This window comes from Rhodococcus sp. 15-725-2-2b (assembly GCF_002259075.1).
In the GTDB taxonomy this organism is placed as follows: domain Bacteria; phylum Actinomycetota; class Actinomycetes; order Mycobacteriales; family Mycobacteriaceae; genus Rhodococcoides.
On the sequence record NZ_NPFL01000010.1, the window covers coordinates 272916 to 287843 of the forward strand.

At 65.5% G+C, this 14928-nt stretch carries 12 protein-coding genes; 10 read left to right on the top strand and 2 right to left on the bottom strand.

The window, feature by feature from the left end; genetic code table 11:
- The first annotated feature begins 303 nt into the window (after window positions 1-303).
- The 10 genes from CH306_RS13470 (at window position 304) to CH306_RS13515 (ending at window position 12737) form a co-directional block, all read left to right on the top strand.
- Entirely contained in the window at window positions 304-1578 is a 1275-nt protein-coding gene (locus CH306_RS13470) for an ROK family protein (RefSeq protein ID WP_094646849.1), read from the top strand.
- Window positions 1579-1589: 11 nt separating this feature from the next.
- Window positions 1590-2471, top strand: coding sequence for an alpha/beta fold hydrolase (locus CH306_RS13475; protein WP_045198878.1), 882 nt, complete (start codon window positions 1590-1592; stop codon window positions 2469-2471).
- Between the two features lie 38 nt (window positions 2472-2509).
- On the top strand, window positions 2510-3838 hold the full coding sequence (gene mshA, locus CH306_RS13480) for a D-inositol-3-phosphate glycosyltransferase (RefSeq protein WP_032393860.1): 1329 nt from the start codon (window positions 2510-2512) through the stop codon (window positions 3836-3838).
- On the top strand, window positions 3835-4332 hold the full coding sequence (locus tag CH306_RS13485) for a YbjN domain-containing protein (protein WP_032393861.1): 498 nt from the start codon (window positions 3835-3837) through the stop codon (window positions 4330-4332). The genes mshA and CH306_RS13485 overlap by 4 nt, the downstream gene beginning before the upstream one ends.
- Window positions 4333-4390: 58 nt before the next feature.
- On the top strand, window positions 4391-5851 hold the full coding sequence (locus CH306_RS13490) for a nucleobase:cation symporter-2 family protein (protein ID WP_032393862.1): 1461 nt from the start codon (window positions 4391-4393) through the stop codon (window positions 5849-5851).
- A 75-nt stretch (window positions 5852-5926) separates the two neighbouring features.
- Window positions 5927-7018, top strand: coding sequence for a BMP family lipoprotein (locus CH306_RS13495; RefSeq protein ID WP_230596611.1), 1092 nt, complete (start codon window positions 5927-5929; stop codon window positions 7016-7018).
- Window positions 7019-7040: 22 nt separating this feature from the next.
- The gene (locus CH306_RS13500; protein WP_094646850.1) at window positions 7041-8543 is read left to right on the top strand and encodes an ABC transporter ATP-binding protein; all 1503 of its coding nucleotides are present in this window, start codon (window positions 7041-7043) and stop codon (window positions 8541-8543) included.
- The gene (locus CH306_RS13505; RefSeq protein ID WP_045200973.1) at window positions 8536-9774 is read left to right on the top strand and encodes an ABC transporter permease; all 1239 of its coding nucleotides are present in this window, start codon (window positions 8536-8538) and stop codon (window positions 9772-9774) included. The genes CH306_RS13500 and CH306_RS13505 overlap by 8 nt, the downstream gene beginning before the upstream one ends.
- Window positions 9771-11048, top strand: a complete 1278-nt coding sequence (locus CH306_RS13510) for an ABC transporter permease (protein ID WP_179272841.1) — start codon at window positions 9771-9773, stop codon at window positions 11046-11048. The genes CH306_RS13505 and CH306_RS13510 overlap by 4 nt, the downstream gene beginning before the upstream one ends.
- A gap of 99 nt (window positions 11049-11147) precedes the next feature.
- Window positions 11148-12737, top strand: coding sequence for an AMP-binding protein (locus tag CH306_RS13515; protein WP_032393865.1), 1590 nt, complete (start codon window positions 11148-11150; stop codon window positions 12735-12737).
- Between the two features lie 69 nt (window positions 12738-12806).
- Here CH306_RS13515 and CH306_RS13520 read toward each other — a convergent pair whose 3' ends face one another.
- The gene (locus CH306_RS13520; protein ID WP_094646892.1) at window positions 12807-13772 is read right to left on the bottom strand and encodes a glucosyl-3-phosphoglycerate synthase; all 966 of its coding nucleotides are present in this window, start codon (window positions 13770-13772) and stop codon (window positions 12807-12809) included.
- A 35-nt stretch (window positions 13773-13807) separates the two neighbouring features.
- Window positions 13808-14830: an alpha/beta hydrolase gene (locus tag CH306_RS13525; RefSeq protein WP_032393866.1), complete on the bottom strand. Its 1023-nt coding sequence runs from the start codon at window positions 14828-14830 to the stop codon at window positions 13808-13810.
- Between the last annotated feature and the right edge of the window lie 98 nt (window positions 14831-14928).

A 14928-nucleotide genomic window follows, 5' to 3' on the forward strand; every position in this document is an offset into this window, starting at 1 on the left:
CCGATGCCCGATTGGACTTCGGACGCGAGGGTGCTAATTTTGGACTCATGTCCGCCAGTGAGACCACCGCGATGCGGGTCACCTATGTGACCGCATCCCTCGGTTCTCGCTTGCCGCTTCCTCGGGAACTGTGTTGTCCCGGCCAAGGAATCCGTCTCTAGCTCCCTGTTTCGAGCTGCAGACAGTCGATTCGCGTGTCGTGGTTCTTCGCGACCACCGCACCCTTCCTTGACCTGCATCACTTCGCTCTTTCGTCGTTGTCCATCCACGACGGAGGTCTGCCATTGCTGAGGACCACAACGGATGTCTGTTTCAACGCTGCACCACCACACCGGCCCCACCTCTCTTCGGTCTCTCGCGAGGCCTCGATCGCGCGTCCAACTCGTCGCACCCGATCTGCGGATCGCCGACAGTCCCGCCGCGTCGGTACTTCGGGTGGTCTGCGTCGAAGGTCCCATCTCGCGCGAGCGTGCTGCTCGCGCAACCGGTTCGAGCATCGCCACCGTCAACCGTCAGGTGTCGGCCCTGCTCGCCGTCGGGATGCTCCGTGAGCGCGCAGACCTGACGGCTCCGGGGGCGATCGGACGCCCGCGGGTGCCGTTCGAGGTCAACCACGAACCGTTCTCGACCATCGGCATCCACATCGGAGCCGTCGTCACCGGCATCACCGTCAGCGATCTGCGGGGACGCATCCTCGGTGCCGTCGAAATACCCACGCCCGCCGGCTCTTCGGAGGCAGCGCTGGCCTCCGTCACCCGCAGCGCCGGTGCCTTCGCCGGACGCTGGCACCGTCGCACCCCGCTGTGGGTCGGGGTGGCGATCGGTGGACGCGTGGACACCGCGAGCGGCACCGTCGACCATCCGCGGCTGGGATGGGAGAACGGCCGCGTCGCCGGCATCATCGGCGGCGGACTCGGACTGCCGATCTCGGTCTCCGGGCACGTCGAGGCCATGGCGGCCTCGGAGCTGCTCCTCGCCCCGCGTCTGTCGGACAGTGTTGCGGCGCAGAGCAACAGCGGGACGTCGCTGTACTTCTACGCACGCGAGACCACGGGCATGGCGCTGACCATCGACGGCCGAGTGCACACTCCCACGAGTGGTCCGGGCTCCATCGCGCACCTACCCACCGGATCGTCGGCGCTGTGCAGCTGCGGCAATCGGGGATGCCTCGAGGCCTCCGTCAGCGATCGAGCCGTGGTCGCCGCCGCCGTCGATCGCAAAATAGTCGGACCGCAGCCTCACCCGAGTATCGGCGCGGTGTATCAGGCGGCGCATGCAGGCTCCGAGGCCGCGCGGGAGTTGCTCGTCGAGCGAGCGCAGATTCTGGGGCGGACGGTGGCGCTGCTGCGCGACATGTTCAATCCGGACCGCGTGGTACTCGGAGGCCAGGCGTTCACCGCGTACCCGGCCGGAATTCCGCACGTGGGGGAGGCCTTCGCGACGCATTCGACGTTGGAGCGCAGGGATATTCGGGTGAGCGGTTTCGGCGACAAAGTGCAGGAGTACGCCGCAACCGTGGTCTCTCTGAGCGCCCTGTACTCCGATCCGCTCGCCTCGATGCGCAAGGCTGCCGCGTAGGTTGACCCACTATGAGCCAGCCCGATACGAGCACCCGTGCAGCAGGACCGATTCGCCAGGCCACCGGCATCGACGGAGCCAACATCGTCTACCGCGTCAGCGGTGACCCAGCGGCGCGGCCACTGATCCTGCTGCACGGGTGGGCGCAGAGCTCGGCCTGCTGGGGCGAGGGACTGCTGGCCGACCTGGCGGAGCGTTACCGCGTCGTCGCCGTCGATCTGCGCGGACACGGCTATTCCGACGCCCCGCCTGCCGGTTACGACGATCCCAGGACATGGGCAGGCGATGTCGACGCGGTACTCGCCGCCGAGGGCATCACATCCGACGCGGTGCTGCTGGGTTGGTCGTACGGCGGACTGGTGATCTGCGACTACCTCGCCGAACACGGCACGGGCGCGGTGGCGGGCATCGTGCTCGTCGGTGCGATCACCAGCATCGGCAGGGGAGAGGCAGGCGGCCGCGTCGGAACGGCCATGCGCGCTGCGATCCCCGGTGCGATGGCCGAGGAGCCCCGCGTCGCGATCAAAGCGCTCGGGAGTTTCGGGCACGCGCTGACCGGGCCGACAGAAGGCAAGGGCACGGAGGCGCAGGCGTTGTTCGGGTTGACGCTGTCCACGAGGCCACGGGTTCGCGCAGCCCTGTTCGATCGAGCGGTCGGCCACGACGACCTGCTGCGCAGCCTCGACATCCCGGCGTTGGTGCTGCACGGGACCGAGGACACCGTCGTCGACGTCTCCGCCGGACGGCACGCTGCGGAGCTGATTCCCACGGCGGTCGCGTCGTACTGGGAGGGTGTGGACCACGGGCCGTTCGTCGCCGATCCGCAGCGCTTCTTCACCGAGGTGACCGAGTTCGTGGATGGTCCGAGTCTGCCCGGTCGTCGGAAGGGGTAGTTATCGAGACGTAATGTGGAGGCGTGCACACTGAAGAAGTGACTGGACGCCAGCTGAACAGGGTCGCTGTGTTGTCCTTGCATACCTCCCCGCTGGCGCAGCCGGGAACGGGCGATGCGGGCGGCATGAACGTCTACGTGCTGCAGAGCGCGAAAGAGCTGGCCAAGCGCGGCGTGGAGGTCGAGATCTTCACCCGTGCGACGGCGTCGACCGACGCGCCCGTCGTCGAGGCAGCTCCCGGAGTGCTGGTGCGCAACATCGTCGCCGGTCCGTTCGAGGGGTTGGACAAGCACGATCTACCCACTCAGCTGTGCGCATTCGCAGCCGGGGTGCTGCGAGAAGAAGCTCGCCACGAACCCGGTTACTACGATCTGGTGCACTCGCACTACTGGCTCTCGGGTCAGGTCGGCTGGCTCGCGCGCGATCGCTGGGGAGTGCCGCTGGTACACACCGCGCACACTCTCGCCGCCGTCAAGAACGCGTCTCTGGCGCAGGGCGACTCGCCCGAACCCGCCGCGCGTCAGATCGGTGAGCAGCAGGTGGTGGCCGAGGCGGACCGGCTGATCGCCAACACCACCGAGGAAGCGAAGTCTCTCGTCGAGATCTACGGGGCGTCGCAGGGTTCGATCGACGTCGTTGCGCCGGGAGCCGATCTGGCGCAATACAATCCAGGTGACAAGCGTGCGGCGCGCGCCGAGCTCGGATTGAATCCCGACGAGTCGATCGTCGCATTCGTCGGACGCATCCAACCGCTCAAGGCCCCCGACGTGCTGATCGCCGCGGCTGCCGAAGTGCTGCAACGCAATCCGACGACACCGCTGCGCGTCCTCATCGTCGGCGGCCCGTCCGGCAGCGGACTGGATCGACCGGACGCCCTCATCGATCTGGCCGAGAACCTGGGGATAACTGCCCGAGTGACGTTCATGCCGCCGCAACCGTCGGCGCGCCTGGCCCAGGTCTACCGCGCCGCGGACATCGTCGCCGTGCCGAGCTACAACGAATCGTTCGGCCTTGTCGCGATCGAAGCCCAGGCCTGCGGCACTCCGGTCCTGGCCGCGGACGTCGGCGGACTCGGCGTGGCGGTGCGATCGGGCGAGACCGGACGCCTGGTTCAGGGCCACCGCACCGAGGACTGGGCCGATGCGCTCTCGTCGATGCTGGCGGATCCAGTTGCCTTGGCAGACATGGCGACCGCGGCACCGCAGCACGCCCGCAACTTCTCGTGGGAGCACACCGCCGACGGACTCATCGAGAGCTACCGCAAGGCCAAGTTCCACTTCGACCGAGGCGAGGGACCGAGCGAGTTCTCTCCGCGACGCGTCCGAGGATTGTCGAAACTACGCAGATCAGGAGCTGTGACTGCATGAGCGAGACCGCCGAACTGATCGACCGGGCACTGAAGGACCGCGAGCTGGACTACACCCGGCGGGGCGAGGTGTTCACCGTGGAACTGCCCGGGGAACGCAAACTCAAGACCACGACGATGCTGACCGTCGGGCATCACGGGGTGCGGATCGAGGCGTTCGTCTGCCGCAAACCCGACGAGAACTTCGAGGGCGTCTACAAATACCTGCTCCGACGCAACCGTCGCCTGTACGGGGTTCACTACACGATCGACAAGGTCGGCGACATCTACCTCGTCGGCCGAATGTCGTTGCACGCCGTCAACGGTGACGAACTCGACCGCATTCTCGGCCAGACCCTCGAGGCCGCCGACGGTGACTTCAACGTGCTGCTCGAGCTGGGCTTCGCCGAATCCATCAAACGGGAATGGGCGTGGCGGGTATCGCGCGGCGAATCGTTGGCGAACCTGAAGGCGTTCGAGCATCTGGTGGAGGCCGGTAAGGCCGAGCAAGCGTAACTCGCCGGAAATGGGTGGGTGCCGCTGCCCGTAACGTCCGGTTCCTAGCCTGACATTCATGACCAGGCCCGAGGACGCTCGCCCACCGGTGCTGCAGATGTTCGGTTACGGTCTGCAACACATCCTCTCGATGTTCGGCGGCGTCATCGCCGTCCCGATCATCGTCGGTGGAGCGGCCGGACTCTCCGGGGCCGATCAGGCCCTGCTGATCTCCTGCGCGCTGTTCGTCAGTGGCGTGGCCACCGTGCTGCAAACGATCGGCATCCCGTTCTTCGGCTCGCAACTGCCGCTGGTACAGGGCATTTCGTTCGCATCGGTCTCGACGGTTCTGACGATCATCGCCGGCGCGGACGACGGGCGAACCGGACTGCGCACCGTGCTCGGAGCCGTTCTCGTGGCCGCGCTGATCGGATTGGCGATCGCCCCGTTCTTCTCCAAGATCGTTCGGTTCTTCCCGCCGCTGGTGACCGGCAGCATCATCACCGTCATCGGACTGTCGCTGATGCCGGTGGCCGCCCGCTGGATCACCGGCCAGGAACTGGTGGGCGGTGCCCCGAACCCGAACTACCTGGACCCCGGCAACATCGGGCTGGCGATGTTCACCCTCCTCGCCGTACTGGTGATGACCAAGATCCCCGGACTGTCGCGGCTGTCGATCCTGCTCGGACTCGTCGTCGGCACCATCGCGGCACTGATCGTCGGCAAGACCGACTTCGACGGCGTCGCCGACGCGTCCGTCGTGGCCGTCCCGACACCCTTCGCCTTCGGCTCCCCGATCTTCGCAATCGGCGCGATCGTGTCGATGACCATCGTGATCCTGGTGATCATGGTCGAGACCACCGCCGACATCCTCGCCGTCGGCGAAGTGGTCGGAACCGACGTCGACTCCAAGCGTGTCGGCGACGGCCTGCGCGCCGACATGGTCTCCTCAGCCGTCGCCCCGATCTTCAACACCTTCCCGGCCACGGCCTTCGCGCAGAACGTCGGCCTGGTGGCGATGACCGGCATCAAGAGCCGCTTCGTCGTGGCGACGGGCGGTGGCGTGCTTGCACTGCTGGGCCTTTCGCCGATTCTCGCAGCCGTCGTCGGGGTCGTCCCGCTTCCGGTTCTCGGCGGCGCAGGCATCGCGCTGTTCGGAACCGTCGCCGCGAGCGGTATCCGCACCCTCGGCAAGGTGAACTACGACAACAACTCCAACGTCGTCATCGTGGCGGTGACCTTGGCGTTCGGCCTCATACCTGTTGTCGCGAGCGACTTCTGGGACGAGTTCCCGGACTGGTTCGTCACGATCTTCCACTCCGGAATCAGTGCCGCCAGCATCGTCGCGGTGGTACTCAACGTATTCTTCAACGTGTTCAAGCCCGGAACTCCGCCGAACCCCTCGGTGGTGGCAGCGGGGCCGGCAGTGATGGTGCGTGAGGACGAAGCACGAATACTCCGTGAAGGCGGCAGCTTGCCCGACGATGTCTCCACCGCGAAGGCCGAGCCGCACAAGGCCGAGCCCGACAGGGATGCCTGACCGAAATCCTGCGCACCCTCGCCCGCGCGAGTAGCGTCCCGACCCAGACGAAGTACACCTAAATTGGAGGACATCTTGTCATTCGTTACCCGCACGAGTACGCGGAAGGCAGCACTCGGCGGCGTCGCGTCGCTCGGTGCCATCGCCCTGATCGCAGGCTGTGGATCCGCCCCCGAAGACGAAGGATCGGGCGGAGGCGGATCGAGTGACTTCCTGCCCTGCATGGTCTCCGACAGTGGCGGATTCGACGACAAGTCGTTCAACCAGCTCGGGTTCGAGGGCTTGACCGAAGCCTCCGAAGAACTCGGCGTCGAGCCACGCACCGTCGAGTCCGCATCGCCCACCGACTACGGCCCCAACATCAACAACCTCGTCGATCAGGGCTGCAACCTCATCGTCACCGTCGGATTCGATCTGGCCGACGCCACCAAGGTGGCCGCCGAGGCCAACTCCGACATCGACTTCGCGATCATCGACGACTCCACGATCGATCTGCCGAACGTCAAGCCGCTGACCTACGACGCGTCGCAGTCCGCATTCCTCGCCGGCTACGCGGCCGCGAGCTACAGCACCACCGGCGTGGTCGGTACGTTCGGTGGCTCCCAGCTGCCGACCGTCACCATCTTCATGGACGGCTTCGCAGACGGCGTGAACTACTTCAACGAGCAGAAGGGCGAAGCGGTCCGCGTCATCGGCTGGGACGTACCCTCGCAGAACGGCTCGTTCACCGGCGGATTCACCGCCAACGAGGTCGCGAAGAACACCGCCCAGGGTCTGATCGACCAGAACGCGGACGTCATCTTCCCGGTCGGCGGTCCCATCTATCAGAGTGCGGCACAGGCCATTCGCGACTCCTCGCGCCCGGTCGCCCTCATCGGTGCCGACGCCGACGTGTTCGAGTCCGACCCCTCGGTCGGTGACCTGCTGCTCACCTCGGTGACCAAGGGACTCAAGACCAGCGTCGACGAGGTCGTCGCCAACTCCGGTGCCGATGCGTTCGACAACACCCCGTACGTGGGCACTCTCGAGAACGACGGAGTCGGTATCGCACCGTTCCACGACTTCGAGTCCAAGGTCGACCCCGCGCTGCAGGGCGAGCTGGACACGATCAAGGCCGGCATCATCGACGGGTCCATCACCGTCGAGTCGCCGTCGGCACCCAAGTAGCAACAAGCGGTCGTAAAGGGATATGAAGCTCGAACTTCGCGGTATCACCAAACGATTCGGCTCGTTGATCGCCAACGAACACATCGATCTGAGCGTCGAATCCGGCGAGATCCACTGTCTCCTCGGCGAGAACGGTGCAGGCAAGTCCACGTTGATGAACGTGCTCAGTGGCCTGTATCGCGCCGAGGAGGGCCAGATTCTGCTCGACGACGTCGAGCAGAACTTCGCCGGACCGGGCGAGGCGATGACCGCCGGAATCGGCATGGTGCATCAGCACTTCATGTTGATTCCGGTGTTCACCGTCGCCGAGAACATCGTGCTCGGCAACGAAACCACCTCGCTCGGTGGACGACTCGACCTCGTGGCAGCTCGGAAGCTGGTGCGGGAGATATCCGCGAGGTTCGGCTTCGACCTCGATCCCGATGCTCTCGTCGACGACCTTCCCGTCGGCGTGCAGCAGCGGGTCGAGATCGTCAAAGCACTCTCTCGTGAGGCCAAGGTGCTCGTGTTCGACGAGCCGACAGCCGTCCTGACGCCGCAGGAGACCGACGATCTGATGCGGATCATGCGCGAACTCGCGGCGTCGGGCACCACGATCGTCTTCATCACCCACAAGCTGCGCGAAGTACGCGAAGTGGCCGACAAGATCACCGTCATCCGGCTCGGCAAGGTCGTCGGCGAAGCGAAGCCGACCGCCAGCAACACCGAGCTCGCGGCACTGATGGTGGGACGCGATGTGCAGCTGACCGTCTCGAAGGACCCGGCCACGCCCGGGGACGCGGCACTGGTGATCGAGAACCTGTCCGTGTTCGACGCCCAGGGCAACAAGACCGTCGACGACGTCAGCCTCGAAGTCGCGGCGGGAGAGATCCTCGCGATCGCCGGCGTGCAGGGCAACGGTCAGACCGAATTCGTCGAAGCCCTACTCGGGTTGCAGGACAACGTATCCGGCAAGATCAGCCTCGACGGCAACTCGCTCGTCGGGTCGACGGTGCAGGACGTGCTCGACGCAGGCGTCGGCTTCGTCCCCGAGGACCGCACCGTCGACGGACTGGTGGGCGAATTCTCCATCGCCGAGAACCTGATGCTCGATCGCTCAAACAGCATGCCGTTCGTGCGACGCGGCGCGGTGCAACGCGACTATCTGGAGAAGTTCGCATCGGACAAGCTCAGCGAATTCGACGTTCGCGCACCGGGAATCGGCACCGCCGTCGGACGCCTCTCCGGTGGCAACCAGCAGAAGGTGGTGCTCGCGCGAGAACTGAGCCGCGATCTGCGACTGTTCGTCGCTGCGCAGCCGACTCGCGGAATCGACGTCGGATCCATCGAATTCGTGCACAAACGCATTGTCGCCACCCGGGATTCGGGGATCCCGGTCATCGTGGTGTCGAGCGAACTGGACGAGGTTGCCGCACTGGCCGACCGCATCGCCGTCATGTATCGAGGAGCAATCGTGGGAATCGTCCCCGGGGATACGTCCCGCGAAACACTCGGATTGATGATGGGCGGTGAACGCGGTGAGTGAGGCCGAGCGGCCGTCGGTATCTCAGGAGCCGTCGAAGTCGCATGTCGTGTTGCGGCAGATCTTCACCGGCAGCGCGATCATCTCGGTTCTCGCGGTGTTGCTCGCGTTGATCGTCGGGGCCGTGCTCATCGCCGCCACCAACTCGGCCGTGCAGGAATCGGCCGGGTACTTCTTCTCCCGTCCCTCGGACATGCTCGAGGCGGTCTGGGATTCCGTTGCCGGAGCGTACTCGTCGTTGTTCCAGGGCTCGGTGTACAACTTCCGGCGTCCGGGATTCGAGAACGGCATCCGTCCGCTGACCGAGACGCTGACCTTCGCCACTCCGCTGATCGTCGCGGGACTCGGTGTGGCACTGGCCTTCCGCGTCGGAATGTTCAACATCGGTGGCCGCGGCCAGATGCTCATCGCATCGGCGTGCGCAGGCTGGGTCGGCTTCGGAGTGAACCTGCCGGCCGGGATCCACCTCCTGGTGGCCGTCGTCGCCGGAGTCCTGGGCGGCGCAGTGTGGGGCGGTATCGCCGGATTCCTCAAGGCACGCACCGGCGCTCACGAAGTGATCGTCACCATCATGCTCAACTACATCGCGTTCTACCTCGTCGCGTATCTGCTGCGTACCCCCGGTGCTCTGCAGGCACCGGGATCGAACAACCCCAAGACCCCGCCCATCGCGTCGACTGCGGTGTTCCCCAAGCTCTTCGGCGACCGCTACAGTCTGCACCTCGGATTCGTGCTGGTGATCGTCGTGACCGTCGCGGTGTGGTGGCTGCTCGAACGGTCCAGTCTCGGATTCCGCTTCCGCGCCGTCGGCGAGAATCCGCACGCGTCGCGCGTCGCGGGCATGAACGTCAATCGGATCTACCTGTACGCGATGATCCTGTCGGGCGCCCTGGTCGGCTTGGCCGGAGTGGCGCAGGTGCTCGGCACCGTCACCACCGGCTTCAGCGCCGACATCGACGCCGGAATCGGGTTCGACGCCATCACCGTCGCACTGCTCGGCCGATCGAAACCCTGGGGCGTGTTCTTCGCGGGAATCCTGTTCGGCGCGTTCAAGGCCGGCGGGTTCGCCATGCAGGCAGCCGAGGGCGTACCGATCGACATCGTGCTGGTCGTGCAGTCGGTGATCGTGTTGTTCATCGCCGCGCCGCCACTGGTGCGAGCGGTGTTCCGATTGCCCAAACCAGGTGAAGAGAAACTCGCGAAAGCCGAGACCGCGAAGGTGAGTGCACTGTGACCACAACTACCGACGCCGTCGGTGCCCCCGCCGAGGCGGTGCTGGGTCGCAGCTGGAAGGTGCCCACGATCCTCGGGGTCGTGACCCTGCTCGCTCTGGTGCTGTTCGTCGTCAAGAAGGGTTCGGGCACAAGCACATTCGCGTTGGCGTCGGAGGGCGACTTCTTCGCGTTGCCCGCCGTGGGCGTGCCGTCGTTCGGCACCGGTCTCGTGGTGGTCGTGGCGCTGGCCGTCATCACCGCATACGCGGCGTTCCTGGCCTCGCAGTACCGCTCGGCACCGCTGTGGCTGCTCGCAGTGTTCGCCGTGCTGTTCGTCTTCGGGTTCCTGGCGTGGGCCGCGGACGGTGAGACCATTCCCGTTCCCGGATTGCTCATCGGCGCGGTCGCTCTGAGTACCCCGCTGATCTTCGGTGCCATGGGCGGCGTGATCTCCGAACGCGTCGGCGTCATCAACATCGCCATCGAAGGACAGCTTCTGGCAGGTGCGTTCGTCAGCGCCGTCGTCGCGTCGATCACCGGCTCCACGTACGTCGCGCTACTCGCTGCACTGATCGCCGGAGCGTTGACCGCGTCCCTGTTGGCCGTGTTCTCCATTCGCTACTTCGTGAACCAGGTCATCGTGGGTGTGGTGCTCAACGTGCTGGTGGTCGGACTGACCAGCTTCCTGTACTCGGTGGTGCTCACCAAGAACGCCGAGACACTCAACTCACCACCGCGCTTCGCGCGCATCGACATTCCGGTGCTCTCGCAGATTCCGATCCTCGGCCCGGTGCTGTTCCGGCAGACGCTCATCGTGTACCTGATGTACGTCGCGGTAGCTCTGGTTTTCGTCGGGTTGTTCCACACCAAGTGGGGCCTGCGACTGCGCGCCGTGGGTGAACACCCGCAAGCTGCCGACACCGTCGGAATCAACGTCGCCCGCACCCGATTCTGGAACGTCTGCCTCGCCGGTGCCATCGCCGGCCTCGGTGGTGCGTACTTCACCCTGGGTTCGGTCGGAGCGTTCGGCAAGGAGATGACGGCCGGTGCCGGCTACATCGCTCTCGCCGCCGTGATCTTCGGGCGCTGGGATCCGGTACGCGCGACGCTGGCTGCACTGCTGTTCGGATTCGCGTCGAACCTGCAGAACGTACTGGGCATCATCGGCTCGCCGGTACCCAGTGAGTTCATGCTGATGCTGCCCTACGTGGTGACCATTTTCGCCGTCGCGGGCCTGGTGGGCCACGTCCGGGGACCGGCCGCAGCGGGCAAACCGTACGCGTCGCGAAGTTAGCCCTCCACTACCTGACTCGGCGGTAGGGTCGTACGTCCGTTGTGACCGCTTTCACTGTAGGGTTCGATCATTGTTGCCGCAGTTTTTCGAAGGAGAGCCATGAGCTTCCGCAGTCCCTTTCCCGATGTCGAGATTCCCGAACTCAGCGTCTACGACTTCCTGTTCGGATCGATCGCCGAGTCCGACCTCGACAAGCCTGCACTGATCGACGGAACGTCGGGTGCGGTCACCACCTACAAGACGCTGATCGGCCAGATCGACGCCATCGCGGGCGCTCTGGCCGCACGCGGACTCGAGGTCGGCGACGTCGTCGGACTCCACTCGCCGAACGTGCCCGCGTTCGCGTCGGTGCTGCACGGCATCCTGCGCGCGGGTGGAACTGCGACGACGATCAACGCGCTGTACACGGCAGAGGACATCGCCAAGCAACTCACCGGCTCGGGCGCGAAGTTCCTGTTCACCGTCTCCCCGCTGTACCCGCAGGCCAAGGCCGCCGCGGAGAAGGTCGGCCTCGACGCAGATCACGTCATCGTGCTCGACGGCGCAGAGGGCCACCCGAACCTGCGCGACCTGCTCACCCAGGGCGCACCCGCCCCCGAGGTCTCGTTCGATCCGGCCACCCACGTTGCAGTGCTGCCGTACTCCTCCGGCACGACGGGTGTGCCGAAGGGCGTCATCCTCACCCACCGCAACCTCGTCGCGAACGTGGCTCAGATGGAACCGCGCGTCGGGATCGACAGCGACGACGCGATCCTGGCGCTGCTGCCGTTCTTCCACATCTACGGCCTGACGGTGCTGCTCAACATCGCGCTCAAGCTGCGCGCGCACCTGGTGACGATGCCGAAGTTCGACCTCGTCGAATTCCTGCGGATCATCCAGGATCAGAAGCTCACGTATCTGTTCATCGCACCGCCGGTGGCCGTCGCGCTCGCCAAGCACCCGATGATCGATCAGTACGACCTCTCCAGCGTGCACACCATCTTCTCGGGCGCGGCACCGCTGGACGAGGAACTCGGCAAGGCCGTCGCGAAGCGTCTGAACACGCGGGTGCGTCAGGGCTACGGCATGAGCGAACTCAGCCCCGTCAGCCACGCCATTCCGTTCGATCGCGACGACATGCCGCTCAGCTCGGTGGGCCAGCCGCTGGCGAACACCGAGAACAAGCTCGTCGACCCGGGCACCCTCGAGGAGATCGAGCTGCCCACTGAGGGATTGAGCAAGCCCGGTGAGCTGTGGGTCAAGGGACCGAACGTGATGGTCGGATACCTCAACAACCCCACCGCCACCGCAGAAACCCTCGATTCCGACGGTTACCTGCACACCGGCGACATCGCCGTCGTCGATCCCGAGGGTGTCGTCTACATCGTCGACCGCCTCAAGGAACTGATCAAGTACAAGGGCTACCAGGTGCCCCCGGCCGAGCTCGAGGCATTGCTGCTCACGCACGAGGAGATCGCCGACGCCGCCGTCATCGGAGTGCTCGACGACGAGGGCGAGGAAATTCCCAAGGCATTCGTCGTCCGCCAGCAGGGTGCCACGATCGACGAAGAGGGCGTCATCGCCTTCGTCGCCGAGCGCGTGTCGCCGCACAAGAAGGTGCGACGCGTCGAGTTCATCGACATCGTCCCCAAGTCTGCGGCGGGCAAGATTCTGCGCAAGGACCTCCGTGCCGCGGAGACAGGCAAGTAGCTCGTTTCTCGAAAGCCCCAGCCGCGCCCTCCACCGTGCTCGACGGTGGAGGGCGCGGCTGGCTTCGTCTCACACCGGGGCGCTCACCGAGTTCCGGCGAGTGGCACGGAGGTAGTGGTCGACGGTGATCAGCGGGGGACGGTCGACAAGAGACAAGGGTGCCACGCTCATCGAGACCTGAGAGCCGGTGGTCGAGAATGTGGTGAACTCGGCTCCGGAATCGTTCAGGCCGAGGCGCGAGAACATCGTGGCGATGATCTGCCGACTCATGACCGCCAGCTCCGAGGTCGGTCGATTTCGATGCCGTCGGGTTCCCAGTCCGACCTGACCGATCGCGCCGATACCCAACCGGTCGCACGTATCGAGCAGGACACCGATCTCGACGCCGTAGCCGGGCGCGAACGGAAGTGCCTCCAAGAGGCGACGAGTCGCGGCGTATTCTCCGCCCAAGGGTTGGAAGACACCGGCGAGCTCGGGCCGAAGTGCCGTCAGCAGCGGCCGTACCGTCAGCTGCGTGACGCGGCCGCCGCCGTCCTCGTCGGTGGTGTCACCGATCGTCAGGGGTCGACGAAAGAAGCCTTTGACCAACTCGACGTCGTCGTCCATGACCAGCGGGCCGACGAGGGAGGGAACGAAGTGCGAACCGGGATCGACCAGATCGGAGTCAACGAACACCACGATGTCCCCCGAGGTCGCAGCCACGCCGCGCCACAGCGCTTCACCCTTGCCGCGGACCACGGGTGTGCCGGGTAGTGCGTCCTCCCTGGAGACGACGGTGGCACCGGCGCAGCGGGCCCGAGCGGCGGTGGCGTCGGTCGATCCCGAATCCAGCACCACCAGTTCGTCGATCAGGCTGCCCATATGAGGAGTCATCGAGGCGATGACGCCGGCAACGGTCTCCTCCTCGTCGAGAGCGGGTAGCACGACCGAGACGGTCCGGCCACGTTTGGCCCGAATGATGTCGGCGAGTGGCCACGGTGAGCGGGCCCAGGTGGCAGCCAGAGCCGGAGTGCCCGCAGCGTCGGTTCGGTTCATCGCTTTTCCTTCGTCATCGCTCGAGGAGTCACGGGTCAGGACGTGCCGGTCGGCAGCCCCAACGACGGTGCGATCACCGACCACGAGTCGTGCAGATCCTGTTGCCAATAGGCCCAGGAGTGGGTCCCGTTGGGTCGGAAGTTGTAGGTGGCCTCGATGTCGAGCTCCTGCAAGCGTTTCTGCATCTGTTGCGAGCACACATCGGTCGTCGCCTCGATCACGGCACCGACGGCGAGTTGCTGGGCGAGCTTGCCGTAATCGCTGCCGATACCGGGACCACCCGGTACGTCGAATGCCCCGGGCGCTCCCGTTCCGGACGAGATGTACACGTCGATGCCGCGCAACCCCTCGGCATTGACATAGGGGTCGTTGGCAATCCAGTCGGCGCTTCCCTGGGGTCCCCACATGTTGGCGGTCGACCCACCGCCGCGGGCTTCTACCACCGACCTGACGTACATGGCACCTACCGGGTCGCTGGTACGCGCACATCCGCTGAACGCCGCGACGGATCGATACACCGACGGGTGGGCGATCGCCAACTGCAGGACGGACGTGCCTGCCATCGAGATACCGGCGACCGAATTTGCCCCGTTGCCGTCGAGCAGAGCATCCATCAACGGAGGAAGTTCCCGACCGAGGAAGGTGGACCACATGTTTCGGCCCAGAACCGGATCGTCGTGCAGCCAGTCGGTGTAGTAGCTCGCTGCGCCGCCGCGCGGGACCACCACGTTGACGTTCTTGTTTCCGAAGAAGCCGGCGATGTCGGTCTGATCGAACCAGCTGCTTCCCCCGTCGCCGCCCGCCGCTCCGTTGAGTAGGTAGAGCGTCGGTGAACCGGGCTGTGCCGACCGAAATACGTCGACCTGGATATCGCGGTCCATGGCTGCCGAATGCACCCACACGATGTCTCGTCGGTCGGCAATGCCCTCGACGCCGACCACCGACGAGGTGGTTTCGGCGGTAGCCGGTGCCGCCGTGCTCGACAGGAGAACGACGGCGGTAGCGAGCGCGCTCAGAGCCGACGAGGTCGCCTGACCGAGGCGAAATCGACTGGGCATCAATGGTTCCTGACATCGTGGGAGCAATGCGCGAGCGGCCTGTGTCCGACGCGGTACGACCTCAGACGGTAGATCGGAACACTGTCATCGACAACAAT